We start from the raw sequence: 19,944 nt of genomic DNA, 5'->3' as shown, positions 1-19,944 counted from the left end.
CCATCTCCTCACTACCGAGGAGGCCTGACGCCGCGCCCCCTCATATTCGGGGCGACTTTAGAAGCCGGGCCAGCGGGCCGAAAGGAGGCCGTCGGCATAGGGTGTTTAGTTTTACTAAAGGGCGATGTCTGCCTGAATCTCTCGGAATTTCACGACCAGTTCCGAGCGAGGCCGCCGTCAGGCTTCTGGTGGCTCGTACAGGCTGGCGCCCGGCCATTTCCCTTGCCGGACCAGTTCGCGAGCCACGTCGACGATGACCACTCTGGCAGCCAGAGCGGCGGGCGACAGCTCATCCTCGGACAAGGTCACCAGCAGGTTGCGCCGCGTGACATGCGCATCTTCGATCTGCACCACGGACAGGCCGGATTCTCCCGAGCGCGCGGCAGCCGCGCCGGGCTGAATCGTGGCGGCGTAGCCTCCGCGAACGGTCTGCATCAACAGCGCCAGACCATCGATTTCCATGACGATGTTCGGCTCGATGCCCGAACGCTCGAACGTCGCCATCAGGGTCGTGCGCAGGCCGTGCTGCTGGCTGGGAAGTACCAGCGGCAGCTGGCCCAGCTCGCTTAGTCGTACGGTCTCACCCACCGGCGCACCCGCGAGCCGCGGCGAGGTGATGACGAAGAGCCGTTCATCCAGCAGCGGCCGGACATGCCAGCGTTTGCCGGTGTCGGCCTGAAACAGCACGGCCAGATCGAGCTGTCGCGCGTTGAGCTGGTTAGCCAGGTAGCCGGAAAGCATTTCCACCAGATGCAGCTGAATGTCCGGGTAGCGCTCACGCATCGCGTCGATCAAAGGCAAGGCCAGCACCGAAGCCGTGGTCGGTGGCAGGCCGACACTCACATAGCCACTCATTCGCTCGCGTTGCGCTGCCTGCACCGCATTTTCCGCTTGCCGCAAGGTCAGCCGAGCGTGGTGTTCGAACGCGATGCCGGCGCTGGTGAGCACCACGCCGGTGCTGGTCCGGCTCAATAGGCGGGTACACAGTTCGCTTTCCAGCTTGCTGATCTGCTGGCTCAGAGCCGAAGTGCCGATACCCAGCTCGAGCGCCGCACGGCCCAGGCTTTTATGCTCAACGGCGGTTAAGAAGTAGCGTAACTGCCTCAGTTCCATGACTGCGCCTTCCTTATGAAAAGCGGGCCGCTCAGCCGAGACAGCCCGGTTCTATCGCCGCTTCGGCGAATCTGTTTTGGCGCAGACTAAGGGAGCGGGCCACAGCAACCAACCTGCGATTGCCAGCCAACCCTGCCTGGAACAAAAAACGGCCCGCACGGGGCGGGCCGGTTCGACAGCTAGTCAGCAGACGCCAAAGGCGTACAGCTGCTTACCGCACCAGTCCGAACTCGTCGGCGAGCGCCTTGTACTGCTCGACCTGCTTGTACACGTATGCCTGCAGCTCGTCCCCGGTGATCGACAGCGGCAACAGGTCGCGCTGCTCGCGCAACTTGGCAAAGCCTTCGCTAGCCAAAAGCGTATCGAATCGCTGCTTCCACCAGTCGTAGTCCTCGTCGCTTACCTTCGGGCCGACATAGAAGCCGCGAGCGATAGGCCAGGTGACATCGAACCCCTGCTCCTTGGCGGTGGGAATACTGGCAAGGTCGCCAGGCAGGCGCTCATCGGACAGGACCGCGAGAACCCGAACCTTGCCAGCGGCTAACTGGGCAGTCGCCTCGCCAATGCCGCTAGTGACGACCTGAACATGACCACCCAGCAGAGCGGTCATCGGCTCACCGCCGCCCTCGAAGGCGACATAGCGAAGCTGCTTCGGGTTGACTCCGGCTGCGCGCGCGACCATCGCCGCTTGCATCCAATCCTGGCTGCCGATCGTCCCGCCCGCACCGATCACCTGGGCGGCCGGGTCCTTGCGAAGCGCCTCTATCAGGTCGTCGAAATCTTCGAGCGGCGAATCTTCGCGCACCGTGACCGCGCCGTAGTCGGTGCCGATCGCCGCCAGCCACCTGACTGCTTTTTCGTCATAACGCCCGAATTTGCCTTGGGCGAGGTTGAGCAAAGAACCACTCGACCAGGCCGTAAGCGTCCCGGGTTCATCCGGCCGTTGCGCGACTACCGCGTTGTACGCCACCGCACCGATGCCGCCCGGCATATACGTCACCCGCATTGGTGCCTCGAGCAGCCCGGCTTCATGCAGACCGCCTTGGGCCAGCTTGCAGGTTATGTCGAAACCGCCGCCGGGCTTGGCCGGAGCCAGGCATTCGGGCCGCTTCGGCTCAGCCCATAGTTGGGTACAGATCAACAGGCTGGAGGTGACCAGCGCAAGCCGGCCGACAATGTTTTTCATGGGGTTCTCCTGTGGAGTCTTATTGTGATCAGGCGTGTTACGGGGACCGGAGCCGTAAACAGCCAAATGAAACTGCGCATTTTTTGGAGAGAACGAAGCCAACGGGCGAACCCGGTTGACCGGGCCGGTCCTGGCAGAAGAACGGTAGGTTTATGTGCCCACAGCCGAAAGCCCGCATCGCGCATGGGGTCTTCAGTTTTGCTAAAGATGCTCCGGCGTTACGGCTCCCTCCACGCTGGGCCAACGCTAGACGGTGCCATGCAAATGATCTCAGCACAAAATTATTGGAACGAATATTTTACGGAAAGAAGATAGTGAAAAGGCCGATCTTCGTATTTCAAACGAATCGTAAATATATCTTTACAAATTACAGCGTTTGAGCGGCTTGAAGGCGCCGACTCAGCGCCCTCACCCGCATGCAACGGCGGTTGAATGAGGTATCCATAACAACAAAGCTCAGGCGGCCACCCGCTCAGGAGGTCAGATGAAAACCACGCAATACGTCGCTCGCGAACCGGACGCGCAAGGTCACATCCATTACCCGGACGCTGAACACGCCGTCTGGCAGACCCTGATCGAACGCCAGCTGAAGCTTCTCGACGGCCGCGCCTGCCAGGAATATCTGGACGGGGTCGAACAGCTCGCCCTGCCCCGCGATCGCATTCCGCAGTTGCATGAAATCAACCGTGTACTCGAAGCGACGACCGGCTGGCAGGTGGCGCGAGTGCCGGCGCTGATCCCGTTCCAGACATTCTTCGAGCTGCTGGCGAGCAAACGCTTTCCGGTCGCTACCTTCATCCGCACCCCGGAAGAGCTGGACTATCTGCAGGAACCGGACATTTTTCACGAGATATTCGGTCACTGCCCGCTACTGACCAACCCTTGGTTCGCCGAATTCACCCACACCTACGGCCAGCTCGGCCTCAAGGCCAGCAAGGAAGAACGCGTCTATCTGGCGCGCCTGTACTGGATGACCATCGAATTCGGCCTGGTCGATACCCCGGCAGGCCGGCGCATCTACGGCGGCGGCATTCTTTCCTCACCGAAGGAGACGCTCTATAGCCTGTCCGACGAACCCGAGCACCAGCGCTTCGATGTGGTCGAGGCGATGCGCACGCCGTACCGTATCGACATCTTGCAGCCGGTGTACTTCGTACTCCCCGAGCTCAAGCGCCTGTTCGAGGTTGCCCATGAAGACATCATGGAACACGTGCGCACCGCCATGCAGCGAGGCCTGCACCAGCCGAAGTTTCCGCCGAAAGCGGCGTAGGGTGGAAAACTGCGAAGCATTTTCCACGCGCCGGTTCGACCGCCACCAATCCGTAGGGTGGATGACGCCGAAGGCTCATCCACCGACCACGACGAGGCCTCCCCACAACGTGGCGGACCGAACCCGACGCGTGGACAAGCCTCCGGCGTTGTCCACCCTACGCTGCTTAATTCTGATGCCCCTCACCACAAGGACCAACCCATGACCAACCTCACCCAAGCCCACTGCGAAGCCTGCCGCGCCGATGCGCCCAAGGTTTCCGATGACGAACTGGCCGAGCTGATCAAGCAGATCCCCGACTGGAACATCGAAACCCGCGACGGCCACATGGAGCTGGAGAAGGTGTTCCTGTTCAAGAATTTCCGCCACGCGTTGGCCTTTACTAATGCCGTCGGCGAGATCGCCGAAGCCGAGGGGCATCACCCTGGCCTGCTCACCGAGTGGGGCAAGGTCACCGTGACCTGGTGGAGCCATTCGATCAAAGGCCTGCATCGCAACGACTTCATCATGGCCGCGCGTACCGACGAGGTGGCAAAAACCGCCGAGGGCCGCAAGTGAAGCATTTCGGTGAAGTGGTGCGGGTCCCCGGCGACCCGATTCTCGGTCTGCTCGATGCCTATCGCGCCGACCCGAACCCGGCCAAGCTCGACCTTGGCGTCGGCGTCTACAAGGACGCTCTGGGCCTGACGCCGATTCCCAAAGCCGTGAAGCTGGCCGAGCAACGGCTGATCGACAGCGAGCAGACCAAGAGCTATATCGGCGGACATGGCGATCCGTTGTTCGGCGAGCAGCTTCTGCGCCTGGTTCTCGGCGAAGCATCACCCGCGCTGATCGAAAACCGCGCCGGCTGCACCCAGACCCCCGGCGGCACCGGCGCGCTGCGGTTGGCGGGCGACTTCATCGCCAAATGCCTGCCGGGCCGCAGCCTCTGGCTCAGCGACCCGACCTGGCCAATCCACGAAACCTTGTTCGCCGCGGCCCGGCTAAAGGTCGAGCACTATCCCTATGTAAACGCGCAGAACCAGCTCGACGTGCCAGCCATGCTCGCCGCACTGGAGCGGATTCCCTGCGGCGATGTGGTGCTGCTGCACGCTTGCTGCCACAACCCCACCGGCTACGACCTGAGCCAGGCCGACTGGCGTCAGGTGCTGGAGATCGTCCGTAGCCGTGAGCTGTTGCCGCTGTTCGACTTCGCCTATCAGGGTTTCGGCGATGGGCTGAACGAAGATGCCTGGGCCGTGCGGCTTTTTGTCGAAGCCTTGCCAGAGGTGCTGATCACCAGCTCCTGCTCGAAGAATTTCGGCCTGTATCGCGAACGTACCGGCGCGCTGATCGCGGTCACCGCCAACGGCGATTCGCTGATCGACGTGCGCAGCCAGTTCGCCTCGGTGGCGCGCAATCTCTGGTCGACCCCACCGTCTCATGGCGCCGCGGTGGTGGCGACGATTCTGGCCAATAGCGAGCTGCGCCAGCTCTGGCAGCAGGAAGTCGCCGCCAAACGCGAGCGCATCGCCGGTCTGCGTCAGGGTTTGGTGGAAGCACTCGCGTCATACGGCCTGGCCGAGCGCTTCGCACATATCGCCCGGCAGCGCGGAATGTTTTCCTATACCGGCCTGACGGCCGAACAAGTGCTGCGCCTGCGTCGCGAGGATTCGGTTTATCTGGTCGAAAGCGGACGCGCCAATATTGCCGGGTTGGATGCCGAGCGGCTGGCCCAACTCGCCGAAGCGATTGCGCGGGTCGTGCAGAACTGAGACGGGCTGGAAGCTACATCCGCAACTACATGCTGCCTGACGTACCCACGCTCCGCCGTGGGCACGATCGGAATGCCCTTACCGAATCGATCGAAAAACCCTCCGCCAGCGCTAATCAAAAGCCGGGTCGACCGCACGGAACCTGGACAGAGACCGTGTGTCGTATCAATTGGCCATCATGGCGCATTGATCTGCACTAACATGGTGGCTCAGCTAACCGCAACGCAGCCGCTATGCGACCCCGGCGACGACAGACGGGGTCCAGCGCCGAGAACTGCGGCCGCTAACGTCCAAACATGTCCGACAACGAGCGCGCCAATGATTCAACGTGACGCCAGTAATCCTGCTCCCGCTTCCTATTCCTGCCATTCCGCCGAGGAGCACGGCAGTTGCCCCAGCTGCGCCAGCGGCGAGCGCCTCGGCTTTCGCTTCAGCTACGCCTATCAGCCGATCGTCGACCTGCAGGCACGCGACATCTTCGCTCATGAAGCTCTAGTCCGAGGAGTCAACGGCGAACCAGCGCCCAACGTGCTGTCGCAAGTGACGGAGGACAATCGTTTCCGCTTCGACCAAGCCTGTCGCGTCAAGGCGATCAAAACCGCGGCCAAGCTCGACATGCGTTCCAGGTTGTCGATCAACTTCATGCCCAACGCCATCTACCGTCCCGAGCTATGCATTCGCTCGACACTTGAAGCGGCGCGCGTGCATGACTTTCCGGTAGAACGAATCATCTTCGAAACCGTCGAGGGCGAGCGCATCAGCGATGCCAAGTGGCTCGCCGAAGTCCTGAGCGAATACCAACGCATTGGTTTCTTGACCGCTATCGACGATTTCGGCGCAGGCTTCGCCGGGCTGAATCTGCTCGCCGATTTCCAGCCGGACATCATCAAGCTGGACATGGATCTTATCCGCGGCATCGATCAGAGCCGTGCCCGCCAGGCCATCGTTCGCGCCACGGTGCGGATGTGCCAGGAACTGAATATCTCCGTTATCGGCGAAGGCGTGGAAACCCTTGATGAATGCAGCGCTCTGTACGATCTGGGCATCAACCTGATGCAGGGTTATCTATTCAGCAAGCCGTTGTTCGAATCCTGCGGCCAGGCGGACCTACTGACCTGGCCGCGCGGGCTACCAAGCTGAGCGACGCTCAACCCGCCTTCAACAGCTTGAGCAGCTCACGTGCGGCCTCTTCCGAAGACGCCGGGTTCTGCCCGGTAATCAGCAAACCGTCGACCAGCACGTAGGAAGACCAGTCCGGTCCCTTGCCTTCATGGGGCCTCCTGTGGGTTGGCGACCCGGCGATTGGCGGGCCCTTGGTTTATCTCGACCATACTTTGCCCCATACGGACCGGAGCCGAGACGACGTGAAGGTGCCGCACCCGTAGGGTGGGCTTCAGCCCACCGGCGGCGAGGCTCCGGATTCTGTGGGCTAAAGCCCACCCTACGTATCGCCGTGCGACAACTTCGTTGCACAGGCCATCTGCAGGAGCAAGACTTTTTGGTTCCTTTTGGGCGGGGCGGCCATCCGTGCGACTGCCAAAACGGACTCGCCCAGCAGGGCCAAACCAATGCGCCAGCCCGCTTGCCAAAGGCGACCACAGCGAACGCAAAGCCCACAAGCTTCTCGACCAACGACTCGGCGTCCCCCTCGCTCCTACGAAAGGCCGGAATGCGATGCGACTCGGCAAGATGAAAAAGGGCGCCGAAGCGCCCTTACCATCAAACTTCCGATCAGATCCGAAAGCTACCCACCAGCTGCTTCAGCCTCGCAGCCTGTTGCTCCAGATCGCCACAAGCACGCAGGGTCGACTGCAGGTTCTCCACGCCTTCCTGGTTGAGGGTGTTGATCTCGGTGATGTCCATGTTCAGCGACTCGATCACCGAGGTCTGTTCCTCGGTAGCGGTAGCCACCGACTGGTTCATCGCATCGATCTCGCCGATGCTCTGGGTCACGCTGCCCAGACGCTCGCCGGCCTTGTTGGCGATGCCCACGCTGGCCTCGCTCTGACGCTGGCTCTCGGTCATGGTGGACACCGAATCACGTGCGCCAACCTGCAGCTTCTCGATCATGCCGTGGATTTCTTGCGCCGAAGTCTGGGTGCGGTGGGCCAAACTGCGCACCTCGTCAGCCACTACCGCGAAGCCACGCCCGGCTTCCCCGGCACGTGCCGCTTCGATGGCGGCGTTGAGCGCCAGCAGGTTGGTCTGCTCGGAAATGCCCTTGATCACATCGAGGATCTGCCCGATGCCAACGGTCTGGCTGTTGAGCGCCTCGATCTGAGTGCAGGATGCACTGATGTTGTTCGATAGCTGCTTCATCGCCTCGATATTCTGCTCGACCACCTTGCGCCCGTCTTCGGCCTGATGGCTGGCGCCACTGGCTTGCTGCGAGGCATCGGCGGCATTGCGGGCGATTTCCTGCGCGGCGGCGCCGAGCTGGTTGATCGCCGCGGCGACGCTGTTGGTGCGGCTGGCCTGCTCGTCGGAGTTGAGCATCGACGAGTTGGACGCGGTCAGCACGCGCTGCGCGACCTCGTTGACCTGCTCGGTGGCCGACGACACTTCCCGAATCGAGCCGTGAATTCGCTCGACGAAGCGGTTGAAAGCCATCGCCAGCTCACCGAACTCGTCCTGCGATTGCACGGTAAGACGGCGAGTCAGATCACCCTCCCCTTCGGCGATGTTGGCCATGGCCCTGCCCATATCGGTCAGCGGACGCATCAGCACGCGAATCAGCATGCCCAGCAGCATCATGATGAACAGCACCGCAATCACGGCCGCCACGAAGGCAGAGGTACGGAAGCTGGACAGCGCCGCATAGGCCTTTTCCTTATCCACCGAGATGCCGACGTACCAGGTCACCGACGGCAGGCCGGGAACCGGGCTGAAGCTGAGGATGCGCTCCTGGCCATCCAGCTCCGCCTCGCTAAAGCCACTGGTCAGCGAAGGCGTGTTCTTCGGATAGAGCTCAGCCAGCGTCTTCATCACCTTGGTCTTGTCGGGGTGAACCAGCACCTTACCGTCGCCGCTGACCAGGAACGCATAGCCCATGCCATCGAAATTCAGTGCGTTGATGATGTCGACAAGCACCTTCAGGCTGAGGTCGCCACCCACAACGCCCAGGTTCTGGCTGCCGGCCTTGGCCGGGGTTGCGGCGGTGATGATCAATTCGTTGGTCGCCGCATCCTGATAGGGCTCGGTCAGGGTGGTCTTGCCTGCGTTGATTGCATCCTTGTACCAGGGACGCTGGCGCGGATCGTAGCCTTGCGGTAGTTCGAAGCGCGGATGGACGATGAACTCGCCATCGCTGCGGCCGAGGTAGGTAAAGGCGAAGGTGGAACTGAGCGCCGGCTGCTGCACCAGGGCCTCGACCGCCTGGCCTGAACTGTCGCGAGCGATGGTCTGCGCCGTGTTTCCAGCAACACGAGGCGCCCTGAAAGCCAGTTTTGAATGTTGTGCGCCGTAACTTCGCCCATCTCGTCCAGGTAGCTTTCCAGCTTGGCCTGGATGGCGTTGCGCTGCAGGTAATCGTTGTAAAGCGTGAACAGGGCGAAGGTCGCGATCACCACGAGTGAGGCGGCCAGCAGGATCTTGTGGCTGAATTTGAGATGACTAGGCATGGCGCGAGTCCGGGTTGATCTGGATCGAATCGGCAATCCCTTTCCTGACTAAGCGTCCTAGCATTAGCCGATTTGTCGGCCTCGGCGGCCGGATCTTTAACCCAGCAATCCGCTCGGAATAGCCGCAAGCGCCCGTCAGCCGGGCGTTTCGGCCGATATCACGACGCATACCGATGAACGGTATGGCATTTCGAAACGACCACTCATCCACCGAAAAAAAACGGCACGCCTGTTACCAGCGCGCCGTTCTGTTGCTGTATTTAGATGTTGGGAATTAGCGCCCAGCCAGCACTGGCAACACACGCGGGCGCAGACCCTCACCGAGGATGGTCAGAACGCCCACGGCACCCGCAATCCAGTACCAGCGTACCAGCGGGTCGAAGCCCAACCAGCCGAGGGCATGCAGGAATACCATCAGGATCATCACCGGGCTGACGTAGCGCACCATGAACAGCCAGAGCGCATAGCCCAGCGGTGGCAAGTTCAGCTCGTCGCGCATGATGTCGCCGCGCAAACAGTAGCCGGCCAGTATCACCATGAAGATTCCGCCCAGCGGCATCATCCAGCGTGAGGTGATGTAGTCCAGACCGTCGAACAGGGTCATGCCGAACAGCTTCCAGTCTGCGCCGACGTTGAACGAAAGCATCGCCAGCAGACTGATCACCAGCAGCAGCGAGCCCGACCCGAGCGCTGCGCGGCTGCGACGGATGCCGTATTTCTCGTTGAGGTAGGCCACCACCGCCTCGATCATCGAGATCGCCGACGTCAGCGCAGCCACCGAAACCATGGCGAAGAACAAGACGCCGAACACCGTGCCGAACGGCATCTGCTGGAAGGCCAGCGGCAGGCTCATGAAGATCAGCCCTGGTCCGGCGCTGGGGTCCATGCCGTTGGCGAAGATCACCGGGAAGATCGCCAGGCCCGCCAGCAGCGCCACACAGGTGTCGGCGATGGCGACGATGAAGGTGGTACGGGCAATGGATTGGCCATCGGGGATATAGGAGCCGTAGGTGAGAATCGCCCCGGAGGCCAGGCTGAGCGTAAAGAACGCGTGGCCGAGGGCCGCCAACAGCGCCTCGCCGGTCAGCTTGCTGCTATCGAAACTGAACAGGAAGGCGAAACCTTCGGAAAAGCTGCCGTTGGTAAAGGAATAGCCCACCAGCACGATCAGCATCAGCGCCAGCCCCGGCATCATCCAGCGGAAGGCCCGCTCCACGCCGGCTTGTACGCCCTTGCCAACGATCCACAGCGTCAGCAGCGCCACCAGCACGCTCCAGCCACCGAGCGCCCAAGGGTTGGCGTTGTGCGCTTCGAAGACTTGCCCAAGCGCCTCGACACTTGGCGCCGCCAGTGAGCCGTCGAGCATTTTCCAGGTATAGGCGAAGGCCCAGCCTGCGACGACCACGTAGAAGCAGAGGATCATGAATCCCGCCAGCATGGCCATGCCGCCCACTGCTTTCCATAACGGGTTGCCGTTGTTCTCACGCACTACCCGGCCGATGGCGTCGATGGGGCTGCCGCGGCCGCGCCGGCCGATGGCGATCTCGGTCATCATCACCGGAATGCCGATGGCAAGAATGCACGCCAGATACATCAGCACGAAGGCGCCACCGCCGTATTCGCCGGTGATGTAAGGGAATTTCCAGATATTGCCGAGGCCGACCGCGGAGCCGGTCGCGGCGAGGATGAAGCCCCAGCGGGAGAGCCAGAGGTTCTTGGGTTTTTCACGGGTCATGCGTCACCTGTTTGTTTTTATCTGTGACGGGGATCGAACCCGCCGCGCTCGTGGCGCGGCGGAATATGCAAGGCGGATAGCCTTTATTGAGCGTCGGGCTGCACCTCCGGGGCGGCGTTGCGAAACGCCTCCAGATCGTCACAGCGCGCGACCATCTCGAGAATGCGTGGGTACGCAGTGAGGTCACAGGCAAAACGGCGCGCATTGTATACCTGCGGGATCAGACATGCCTCCAGATAGCCTGGCCGACCGCCGAGTGACAGCTTGCCTTCGAATGCCGCCAGCCCCTGCTCGAAGCTGGTAAGACCGGTGGTGATCCAGTGGCGGATCCACCTGTTCTTGGCCTCGTCGTCCACGCCCAACGTACCGCTGAGGTATTGCAGTACTCGCAGATTGTTCAGCGGATGCAGATCACAGGCGATGTGCAACGCCAGCGAGCGCACCCGTGCACGATCGGCCGGATCATCGGGCAGCAAGGCCGGGAGCGGGAACACTTCGTCCAGATATTCGAGAATCGCCAGCGACTGGCTGATGCGCTCGTTGCCATCGATCAACAGCGGCACCAGCGCCTGCGGGTTGAGTGCTTTGTAGTCGGCTGAATGCTGCTGGCCGCCATCCTTGACCAAATGCACAGGCAGGTTTTCGAATGCCAGTCCTTTCAAGTTAAGCGCGATGCGCACTCGGTAAGCGGCGCTGGAGCGCCAGTAGCCGTAGAGCTTGAGCGTAGGCGCTGCGCTTGGCGAATCGGTAGTTGTGGCTTGACTGTTTTCCATGAATATCCCTGAGCAGTAGGGTGCCCGAACGGCGTAGTAGGGTGGGCTTCAGCCCACCATTTCAGGGCTGCCGCTTCCGCATCGGTGGGCTAAAGCGGAGCGCCGCCCGGCCCACCCTACATTCGGCGTTCCGACCGTTACTCACCGCCAATCACGCCACGGCGAACCTGATCTTCCTCGATGGATTCGAACAAGGCCTTGAAGTTGCCTTCGCCAAAACCCTGGTTGCCCTTGCGCTGGATGATCTCGAAGAAGATCGGGCCGATCACCGTGTTGGTGAAAATCTGCAGCAGGATGCCGTCGTCACCTGATTTGCCAGCGCCCGGTTTATCGACGCCCGGCGCGCCATCGATCAGCAGGTTCAGCTCACGCAGCACCTCGGTGGGCTCGCCGTGGCCCGCGACACGGGTGTCGACCTTCTCGTAGTAGGTGTCTGGGGTGCTCATGAAATCCACGCCGTTGGCGCGCAGCTGGCGCACGGTGGCGTAGATATCGTCGGTGGACAGCGCGATGTGCTGGATGCCCTCACCGTGATACTCGCGGATAAATTCCTCGATCTGCGACTTGTCGTCCGCCGACTCGTTGATCGGGATGCGGATCTTGCCGCAAGGCGCCGTCATGGCGCGGGAGAACAAGCCGGTGAGCTTGCCCTCGATGTCGAAATAGCGAATCTCACGGAAGTTGGCGATACGCTCGTAGAAGCCGGACCAGACGTCCATCTGCCCGCGCATGACGTTGTGGGTCAGGTGGTCGATGCAGGTCAGACCCACGGCATTGTCGTTCGGCGTGCGGCCTTCGATGTATTCGAAGTCGACGTCATAGATCGACTTGTCACCGTAGCGATCGACGAGATAGAGCAGCGAACCGCCGATGCCTTCGACGCAAGGAATGTTCAGCTCGCCGAAGTTGGCGTGGCTACCCACCAGCTTGGCGCCCTGGGATTCGACATAGGCGGCAGCTTGGGCGGCATTCTTTACCCGAAACGCCATGGCGCAGGCGCTCGGCCCGTGCTTTTCAGCGAAAGCATGCACATGACCGCTCGGGCTGCCGTTGAGCACGATGTTGATGTCGTTCTGCTGGAACAGCCAGACTTCCTTGGAGCGATGTTTGGCCGTCTCGGTGAAACCCATCTGGTTGAACAACTGCCGCAGCTGTTCGATGCCCTCGGCATTCGGCGCGGTAAATTCGACGAATTCGAAGCCATCAGTGCCGATGGGGTTGTGCTGCTCGATCTTGGTCACGGCGTTCATCTCGCCTCCTGGTTCTTGTTGTTCGGAGCCGTTGTACGGCTTGGCTACGCCCATCACAAACCAGCGTGATGAGCCGCACAAGCCCGCCACACGCTTCGTTCGCAGTTGAAAACACGCTGTGCTGGAAGGATTTATTTACAGCATGCTGTAAGGCCCGGATGCCGAGGTTGCGCCGCCTCATGCGTAACGAAAAGCTGACAGCGCCGTGCGACAGCCCGTCGCATCCTTGTTCGCGATACCGCATTGCTCCGTAGGGTGGTGCTTTAGCCCACCGGGCGCTGGTGGGCTGAAGCGCCACCCTACGCGACGCGCTGCAGGCAGTTTTCCAGGCTTGGTAGGCCGAGCCACTCAGGCTAAAACACAAGCCCGGCGCCGGTAGGGCTGCGCCTGTATCAAATGGCTCGGCAGTACGACCGAGGCTGTCGAAACAGGCGGCACGGAGCCGCCGGGAACGTTAAGCATGCAGGCGTTGCTCGCGCGGCTGCGACATGCTGCCGACTTGCACGCGTTCAAGCGCCAAGCGGTCAGCGATGATCGACGTGGGTTCGCCGCTGGCAGCTGCACGGTTGAAGATCTCACGCAGGGTATCGCCGATGCCTTTGACATGCGCATCGGTCTGCGCCGCGCTGCCCCCGATGCGTTGGTAATAGACGTCGATGATGCCGCCAGCGTTGATGGCATAGTCCGGCGCGTAAAGGTGATTGCGACGCTGCAGCTCGACGCCGATCTCCGGAGTCGCCAGCTGGTTGTTCGCGGCACCGGCGATCACCGGTGCGCGCAGGCTCTGCAGGGTTTCGCCATTGAGAATGCCGCCCATGGCGCAGGGCGCGAACACGTCCACATCCAGGCCATAGATATCGTGCGGGCGCACCGCGTTGGCGCCCAATTCGTCCATTGCCTGCTGCACGTTGGCATCGAAGATGTCGCTCACCCACAGCTCAGCACCGGCGGCCTTGAGGTGACGGGCCAGGCCGAGACCGACGTGACCAACGCCCTGAATCGCGACTTTCAATCCGTTCAGGTCGTCGCGACCGAGGCGATGACGCACCGCCGCTTTAAGCCCGACGAACACACCGAGCGCGGTGGACGGCGACGGGTCGCCACTGGCGATGCTTCCGTCGAGCGTCGTGCGTGGCGTGGCGCCGATGACATGGCGGGTGCGCTGGGCAAACGCCTGCATTTCCGGCTCGCCGGTGCCCGAATCGGCCGCGGTGATGTAGCGCCCGCCGAGGCTGTCGATGAAATCACCCATGGCGTGCAGCAGCGCCTGGCTTTTGCCGGCGTGCGGGTCGCCAATGATCACCGCCTTTCCGCCACCGAGCTTGAGCCCCGCCAGCGACGACTTCAGCGTCATCCCGCGGGACAGCCGCAGCACATCGCGCAGGGCATCGTCGTCACTGGCATAAGGGAACATCCGGCAGCCGCCCAATGCCGGGCCTAGCGTTGTGTCGTGAATCGCGATGATGGCGCGCAGACCCGATGCCTTGTCATGACAGAACACCACCTGTTCGTGGTGATCGAAATCGGGATGGGTAAAGACGGACATTGCGGATTCCTCTGTTTTTGTTCGGTTCGGCCCCGGTTCATCGAGGCCGTTGAAATTTATTAGTGAACAGCATGTGCACAGAGCCAAACCGTAGGGTGGGCTTTAGCCCACCGGCTGCGGTCGCCAATAGCTCTGGTGGGCTGAAGCCCACCCTACGAAGCTAAACACCGCTAGTTGCCGGTGGGCTGAAGCCCACCCTACTGGAACGCTGGCGGACCCACCCTGCTAGCCCTACGAATCACGCCGCAGGCTCGAAGAGCCGCACGCTCTGCACCTCGTCGCCCCGGGTCAGTTGCTCCTTGAGCAACTTTTCCTGCTGGCGGGCCTTGGCGATGGAGCGCTCCTTCACCGGGCCGTAACCGCGGATCTGTTCCGGCAGCGCGGCGATTGCCACGGCAGTGCGGTAGTTGGTCGGTTTCAGCTGGGTCAGGAGTTCGTCGAGATTGCGCTCGTACTCATTGATCAGCTCGCGCTCGACACGGCGGTCATGGCCGTAGCCGAACGGATCGAGCGGCGTCCCGCGCAGGAATTTCAGCTTGGCCAGCACGCCGAAGGCATTCAGCACCCAAGGCCCGAGTTCGCGCTTGCGCGGTTCGCCGGTGGCGCTGTCACGCTTGGCCAGCCAGGCCGGGGCCAGATGGAATTGCAGCTTGTAGTCGCCTTCGAACTGCGCTTCCAGCTGCTCGCGAAATTCCGGCTCGCTGTACAGCCGCGCTACCTCGTACTCGTCCTTGTAGGCCAGCAGCTTGAAGTAGTAACGCGCCACGGCTTTGGACAGGGCCAGATCGTCGGCCGTATCCACTGCGCGCACGCGCTCGACCATTGCCCGATAACGCTTGGCGTAGGCCGCATTCTGGTATTGGGTAAGGAAGTCCACGCGCCAGTTGACGATCTCTTCCAACGTCTGGCAGATCGGTTCGGACGCTTCGGCCGGACGCGCCAGCCTTTCCACCGCCTCGCGTTCGAGCACCGCACGACGGCCCCAGCGGAACGCCTGCAGGTTCAGCTCGGCGGACACCCCGTTAATGGTGATGGCCTTCTCGATGGCCTCGGCCGAAAGCGGCAACAGACCCTGTTGATAGGCGAAGCCCAGCAGAAACAGGTTGGTGGCGATGCTGTCTCCCAGCAACCGCGTGGCCAGGCGAGTGGCGTCGATAAAGTGAGTCTTCTCGGCGCCCACCGCATCCATCAGTGCTTCACGCATGGCCTTGCCTGGCACCCGGGCGTCGGGGTTGCGGGTGAATTCGGCAGTCGCCGCTTCGTGGCTGTTGATCACCGCATGGCTGATTTGATCGTTGAGGCGAGTCAGCGAATCGTCACCGGCCGCCACCACTAGATCGCAGCCCAGCAGTAGGTCGGTCTCGCCCGCAGCGATGCGCACGGCATAGATATCGTCCTGCTTGGCGGCAATGCGTACATGGGTGACCACCGGGCCGAACTTCTGTGCCAGCCCGGCCTGGTCGAGCACCGTGCAGCCCTTGCCTTCCAAATGCGCGGCCATGCCCAGCAGCGCGCCGAGGGTGGTCACGCCACTGCCACCGACGCCGGGAACCAACACGTTCCATGGACGCTCGAGGGTCGGGCGTTGTGGCTCCGGCAACTGCGCCGCATCGAGGCTGGCACCCACCGCTTCCGGCTTACGCAACCCGCCGCCATGCACTGTGACGAAGCTCGGGCAGAAGCCTTCGACGCAGGAGAAATCCTTGTTGCAGGCGTTCTGGTCGATCTCGCGCTTGCGCCCCAGCTCGGTTTCCAGCGGCAACACAGCCAGGCAGTTGGACTTCTCGCCACAGTCGCCGCAGCCCTCGCACACAGTGGGATTGATGAAGGCGCGCTTGGCCGGATCTTCCAGCTTGCCGCGCTTGCGCCGACGGCGCTTCTCGGTGGCGCAGGTCTGGTCGTAGATGATCACCGAGACGCCCTGGAACCCGCGCAGCTCGCGCTGCACGGCATCCAGGTCGCGGCGATGATGGAAGCTGGTGATCGGTGCGAACCCATCTCGGCTCGGGTACTTGTCCGGCTCGTCGCTGACCAAAGCGATGCGTTTGACGCCTTCGTCGGCAACCTGTCGGCTGAGCTGATCGACGCGCAGCTCGCCATCAATCGGCTGGCCACCAGTCATCGCCACCGCATCGTTGTAGAGAATCTTGAAAGTGATGTTCACCCCAGCGGCCACCGCAGCGCGCACCGCCAGGCTGCCGGAATGGAAGTAGGTGCCATCGCCGAGATTCTGGAACATGTGCGGCGTCTCGGTGAACGGCGCCTGACCGATCCAGTTGACCCCCTCGCCGCCCATCTGGGTAAAGGTCTCGGTGCGCCGGTCCATCCACTGCACCATGTAATGGCAGCCGATGCCGGCCGAGGCACGGCTGCCTTCCGGCACCTTGGTCGAGCTGTTGTGAGGGCAGCCGGAGCAGTAATGCGGGGTACGCACGGTGTCGTAATTGCGCGCGGCCAGCGCTTTTTCTTTGGCTGAAAGGAAAGCCAGCCGCGCCTGAATGCTGTCGCTGGTGTAGATCGGCGAAAGGCGCTTGGCGATCACTCGCGCGATCATCGCCGGGGTCAGCTCGCTGAGGTTGGGCAGCAGCGAGGTGCCGTGCTCGTCGAACTCACCGACAACGCGCGGGCGCTTGTCCAATGGCCAGTTGTAGAGCTGCCCGGTGAGCTGGTCTTCAAGGATGCTGCGCTTCTCTTCGACCACCAGGATCTCGTCCAGCCCCTGCGCGAATTCATGCACCGAAACTGGCTCCAGCGGCCAGCTCATGCCGACCTTGAGTACCCGCAGACCGACCGAGGCGCACAGCGCTTCGTCCAGACCGAGATCATCCAGGGCCTGACGCACGTCGAGGTAGCTCTTGCCGGTAGTGATGATGCCGAGGCGCGGATTCGGCGAATCGAGCATTACGCGGTTGAGGTTGTTGGCGCGGGCGAAGGCGCGGGCGGCGTAGATCTTGTAGAGGTTGAGGCGTTTTTCCTGCGCCAGTGGCGGGTCCGGCCAGCGGATGTGCACGCCGTCTTCGGGCAGTTCGAAATCATCCGGGATGCGCGTCTGCACCCGTAGCGGATCGACTTCCACGACGGCCGACGAGTCGACATTCTCGGCGATGGTCTTGAGCGCCACCCAGCAACCGGAATAGCGCGACAACTCCCAGCCGATGATGCCGTAGTCGAGAATTTCCTGAACGTTGGCCGGGTTCAGCACTGGGATCGACGCGGCAATGAACGCGTGCTCGCTCTGGTGCGGCAGCGTCGATGATTTGCAGCCGTGATCATCGCCGGCCAACAGCAAGACGCCGCCATGGGGCGAGACGCCCGCGGCATTGCCGTGCTTGAAGACGTCACCGGAGCGGTCGACGCCCGGCCCCTTGCCGTACCACATGGCGAACACGCCGTCGTACTTGGCGCCGGGGAACAGGTTGGTCTGCTGGCTGCCCCAGACGGCTGTAGCCGCCAGTTCCTCGTTGAGGCCCGGCTGGAAGTGAATGGCGTTCTGCTTGAGATAGTCGCGCGCTTCCCAGAGGCTCTTGTCCAGCCCGCCGAGCGGCGAGCCGCGGTAGCCGGAGATGAAGCAGCCGGTATTCAGGTTCTGAGCCTGGTCGCGCTGATGCTGCAGCATCGGCAGGCGGGTCAGCGCCTGGGTGCCGGTGAGGTACAGATGCCCGGTTGCGAGCCGGTACTTGTCATCCAGGCGGATCTCGGCCAATGACATGTGGCGCTCCTGTTTGTTTTTATCGGAGTCAGGGAGACGTTGTTCGCCTCCCGCCTAAGGGTCGCGGAGAAACCGTATCGGGGCTCCCCACCAGCAATCGGCTGGGGATCACCCACCGTTGCGCGTTGGATAAGAGTCTGGCCGGGACGAAGAGAGATTTTCTTTCTACTTTTGCGATGTAAGCGCGATCGCGTGCATGATCCATTCACTAACAACAACAAAACAGGAACAACCATGCAGACTTCGCTAAGCAGCATCGACCGCAAGATTTTGCTGCTGCTGCAACACAACGCCGACCTCTCCGCCGCCGAGATCGCAGAAAAGGTCGAGCTGTCGCAATCGCCCTGTTGGCGCCGCATCCACCGCATGCAGGAAGAAGGGCTGATCGAACGCAAGGTCGCCCTGCTCAACCCCAAGAAACTGGGGCTGAACATGACGGTGTTCGTCAACATCAAGCTCTCTGCCCACGGTCGCAGCAACCTCGACGAATTCGAACGGGCGGTGGTCGGTTACCCCGAAGTGCTGGAATGCCACACCATGGCCGGCGAGTCGGATTACCTGCTCAAGGTCGTGGCCAAGGACATCGACAGTTACGAGCGCTTCCTGCGCGACCAATTGCTACAGCGGCCGCATGTGCAAGAAGCGCATTCGCACATCGCGATGAGCGAGGTTAAGCGGACGACGGAGTTGCCGCTGGACTGACAAGCCCAAACGCCTCGACAGCCTACGCCGGCTGGGCAATCTCGCCAGTTCGGGTTCCAGCCGCGCTCGCCTGGCTACCGGACCAACCCGCGACCGTAGCCCGCGAATAGACCGCCGTCCCACCAACCACTGTCGCGTCCAGCGACAGTGGCGAGCCGTCGAGATCGCTGAGCAGCAGCAGATCGGCGTCATAGCCGGGCGCGATGCGGCCTTTGCTCGTCCCGAGGCCCGCCGCACGAGCGGGATTTTCGCTGACCAGCTTCCAGGCGTCGGCCAGCGGCAGAAGTCCCAGCTCGGCGATGGTGAAGGCAGCCCGAAACAGGCTCGGGTAGTGATAGTCGCTGCACAGCACATCGACCAAGCCCTGCTCGATCGCCTCGCGAACGCCGATAGCGCCGACATGGGAACCACCACGAACCAGATTGGGCGCGCCCATCAGCACGGCTGCTCCATTCGCCTGACTAGCGCGTGCCGTCTTCGCGCACATCGGAAATTCGGCGATGGCGACCCCGAGTTCGCGAGCCGCGGCCACGTCTTCCGGCGTTTCGTCGTCATGCGAGGCCAGCGCGACGCCATATCGGCGAGCAGATGCGGCTAGATCCGTGGTCTGTATCTCGCCGAGCGCACGACTGGCCTGCAGCTCTTCGAGGAATGCAGTCGCCTCCGTTTCGGCCATGGAGACGCGTCTACGAAGCCCGGCCAGATAGCGCTCGACCTTTTTCGCGTTGCCCAGTGGCGGCAAGTGATCGTTGAGCGAAAGCAGATGAACGCGTCCCGAGGCGATCCAGCCCAGCAGTTCCGCATGACCTTCGGTATTGACCTTTTCGTGACGAATATGGACGCGTGCCTGGCAGCTGAAACGCGGCATGAGGCGATCCAGCGCATCGAGCAGCCTGCGTACCGTTTCACGGCTGCGCGGGCCAGGTTCGAATCCATCGGTGATGCTGTAAAAGAAGGTGGTGATGCCGTTGGCGACCAGGCTGGCGTCGTTCGCCGCCAGCGCCAGTTCAAGGGGGAACTGCGTGCCGGCACGGGGCGTGATATCCCGCTCGAACGCATCCCCATGCAGATCGATGATCCCCGGCAGCAGGTAGCGCCCCTGACCGTCCACCCGGCGGGTTTGTGAATCGCCTGTGCCATGGCCGATAGCGTGGATCAGACCCGCTTTAATCCACACTGAGGTAGGGGTTAACCAGCCCTCCGGCGTAAGCGGACGCACGTTGTCGATAACCCAGTTCATTTCGGCTGGACGGGAAAGCGGTTGATCGGACATCTGCCCTCCATGT

The 19,944-nt window shown here is 62.2% G+C and carries 13 protein-coding genes and 2 pseudogenes; 5 read left to right on the top strand and 10 right to left on the bottom strand.

Annotation, left to right across the window (positions count from 1 at the left end):
• Positions 1 to 177: 177 nt before the first annotated feature.
• Positions 178 to 1,113, bottom strand: a complete 936-nt coding sequence (locus D7241_RS00865; RefSeq protein ID WP_408099912.1) for a LysR substrate-binding domain-containing protein — start codon at positions 1,111 to 1,113, stop codon at positions 178 to 180.
• 211 nt (positions 1,114 to 1,324) lie between these two features.
• The gene (locus D7241_RS00860) at positions 1,325 to 2,299 is read right to left on the bottom strand and encodes a tripartite tricarboxylate transporter substrate binding protein (protein WP_408099911.1); all 975 of its coding nucleotides are present in this window, start codon (positions 2,297 to 2,299) and stop codon (positions 1,325 to 1,327) included.
• A 484-nt stretch (positions 2,300 to 2,783) separates the two neighbouring features.
• Between D7241_RS00860 and phhA the strand changes: the two genes are divergently transcribed.
• From phhA to D7241_RS00840, 4 genes are all read left to right on the top strand, one after another.
• Entirely contained in the window at positions 2,784 to 3,569 is a 786-nt protein-coding gene (phhA, locus tag D7241_RS00855; protein ID WP_408099910.1) for a phenylalanine 4-monooxygenase, read from the top strand.
• 201 nt (positions 3,570 to 3,770) lie between these two features.
• Positions 3,771 to 4,127 carry a 4a-hydroxytetrahydrobiopterin dehydratase gene (locus D7241_RS00850; protein WP_408099909.1) on the top strand — a complete coding sequence of 119 codons (357 nt, stop codon included), beginning with the start codon at positions 3,771 to 3,773 and terminating at the stop codon, positions 4,125 to 4,127.
• On the top strand, positions 4,124 to 5,323 hold the full coding sequence (locus tag D7241_RS00845) for an amino acid aminotransferase (protein ID WP_408099908.1): 1,200 nt from the start codon (positions 4,124 to 4,126) through the stop codon (positions 5,321 to 5,323). The genes D7241_RS00850 and D7241_RS00845 overlap by 4 nt, the downstream gene beginning before the upstream one ends.
• Before the next feature lie 318 nt (positions 5,324 to 5,641).
• Positions 5,642 to 6,463, top strand: coding sequence for an EAL domain-containing protein (locus tag D7241_RS00840; RefSeq protein WP_408099907.1), 822 nt, complete (start codon positions 5,642 to 5,644; stop codon positions 6,461 to 6,463).
• Between the two features lie 7 nt (positions 6,464 to 6,470).
• Here the strand turns inward: D7241_RS00840 and D7241_RS00835 are convergent.
• From D7241_RS00835 to D7241_RS00805, 7 genes and pseudogenes are all read right to left on the bottom strand, one after another.
• Positions 6,471 to 6,587 (bottom strand): annotated as a pseudogene (locus tag D7241_RS00835) (type 1 glutamine amidotransferase domain-containing protein); the annotation flags it as partial.
• Between the two features lie 467 nt (positions 6,588 to 7,054).
• Positions 7,055 to 8,943, bottom strand: a pseudogene (locus tag D7241_RS00830) (methyl-accepting chemotaxis protein).
• Positions 8,944 to 9,217: 274 nt separating this feature from the next.
• Positions 9,218 to 10,678 (bottom strand): sodium-dependent transporter, encoded by a 1,461-nt coding sequence (locus tag D7241_RS00825; protein WP_255982304.1) that lies wholly within the window; start codon positions 10,676 to 10,678, stop codon positions 9,218 to 9,220.
• An 83-nt stretch (positions 10,679 to 10,761) separates the two neighbouring features.
• The gene (gene maiA, locus D7241_RS00820; protein WP_408099906.1) at positions 10,762 to 11,451 is read right to left on the bottom strand and encodes a maleylacetoacetate isomerase; all 690 of its coding nucleotides are present in this window, start codon (positions 11,449 to 11,451) and stop codon (positions 10,762 to 10,764) included.
• Between the two features lie 137 nt (positions 11,452 to 11,588).
• Positions 11,589 to 12,701 (bottom strand): 4-hydroxyphenylpyruvate dioxygenase, encoded by a 1,113-nt coding sequence (gene hppD, locus D7241_RS00815; RefSeq protein ID WP_408099905.1) that lies wholly within the window; start codon positions 12,699 to 12,701, stop codon positions 11,589 to 11,591.
• Between the two features lie 454 nt (positions 12,702 to 13,155).
• Complete coding sequence (locus D7241_RS00810; protein WP_408099904.1) at positions 13,156 to 14,247, bottom strand: Glu/Leu/Phe/Val dehydrogenase dimerization domain-containing protein; 1,092 nt, start codon at positions 14,245 to 14,247, stop codon at positions 13,156 to 13,158.
• A gap of 238 nt (positions 14,248 to 14,485) precedes the next feature.
• A complete protein-coding gene (locus tag D7241_RS00805) occupies positions 14,486 to 17,956 on the bottom strand; it encodes an indolepyruvate ferredoxin oxidoreductase family protein (RefSeq protein WP_408099903.1) in 3,471 nt (1,156 codons plus the stop codon).
• Between the two features lie 234 nt (positions 17,957 to 18,190).
• Here D7241_RS00805 and D7241_RS00800 point away from each other — a divergent pair, with 234 nt between their 5' ends.
• Positions 18,191 to 18,658, top strand: coding sequence for an Lrp/AsnC family transcriptional regulator (locus tag D7241_RS00800; protein WP_408099902.1), 468 nt, complete (start codon positions 18,191 to 18,193; stop codon positions 18,656 to 18,658).
• A gap of 22 nt (positions 18,659 to 18,680) precedes the next feature.
• Here D7241_RS00800 and D7241_RS00795 read toward each other — a convergent pair whose 3' ends face one another.
• A complete protein-coding gene (locus tag D7241_RS00795; RefSeq protein WP_408099901.1) occupies positions 18,681 to 19,931 on the bottom strand; it encodes an alpha-D-ribose 1-methylphosphonate 5-triphosphate diphosphatase in 1,251 nt (416 codons plus the stop codon).
• Positions 19,932 to 19,944 lie beyond the last annotated feature (13 nt).

It is taken from the genome of Stutzerimonas sp. VN223-3 (assembly GCF_045999685.1).
Lineage (GTDB): Bacteria > Pseudomonadota > Gammaproteobacteria > Pseudomonadales > Pseudomonadaceae > Stutzerimonas > Stutzerimonas stutzeri_AR.
The sequence above is the reverse complement of the archived record's forward strand: the minus strand, read 5'-3'. Positions and strand labels throughout refer to the sequence as shown.

Excerpts from the sequence above, each read along its gene's own strand:
- D7241_RS00850 (WP_408099909.1), top strand. The coding sequence starts at position 3,771 with ATGACCAACCTCACCCAAGCCCACTGCGAAGCCTGCCGCGCCGATGCG.
- hppD (WP_408099905.1), bottom strand. The coding sequence starts at position 12,701 with ATGAACGCCGTGACCAAGATCGAGCAGCACAACCCCATCGGCACTGAT.
- phhA (WP_408099910.1), top strand. The coding sequence starts at position 2,784 with ATGAAAACCACGCAATACGTCGCTCGCGAACCGGACGCGCAAGGTCAC.
- D7241_RS00805 (WP_408099903.1), bottom strand. The coding sequence starts at position 17,956 with ATGTCATTGGCCGAGATCCGCCTGGATGACAAGTACCGGCTCGCAACC.
- D7241_RS00810 (WP_408099904.1), bottom strand. The coding sequence starts at position 14,247 with ATGTCCGTCTTTACCCATCCCGATTTCGATCACCACGAACAGGTGGTG.
- D7241_RS00860 (WP_408099911.1), bottom strand. The coding sequence starts at position 2,299 with ATGAAAAACATTGTCGGCCGGCTTGCGCTGGTCACCTCCAGCCTGTTG.
- maiA (WP_408099906.1), bottom strand. The coding sequence starts at position 11,451 with ATGGAAAACAGTCAAGCCACAACTACCGATTCGCCAAGCGCAGCGCCT.
- D7241_RS00795 (WP_408099901.1), bottom strand. The coding sequence starts at position 19,931 with ATGTCCGATCAACCGCTTTCCCGTCCAGCCGAAATGAACTGGGTTATC.
- D7241_RS00825 (WP_255982304.1), bottom strand. The coding sequence starts at position 10,678 with ATGACCCGTGAAAAACCCAAGAACCTCTGGCTCTCCCGCTGGGGCTTC.
- D7241_RS00840 (WP_408099907.1), top strand. The coding sequence starts at position 5,642 with ATGATTCAACGTGACGCCAGTAATCCTGCTCCCGCTTCCTATTCCTGC.
- D7241_RS00865 (WP_408099912.1), bottom strand. The coding sequence starts at position 1,113 with ATGGAACTGAGGCAGTTACGCTACTTCTTAACCGCCGTTGAGCATAAA.
- D7241_RS00800 (WP_408099902.1), top strand. The coding sequence starts at position 18,191 with ATGCAGACTTCGCTAAGCAGCATCGACCGCAAGATTTTGCTGCTGCTG.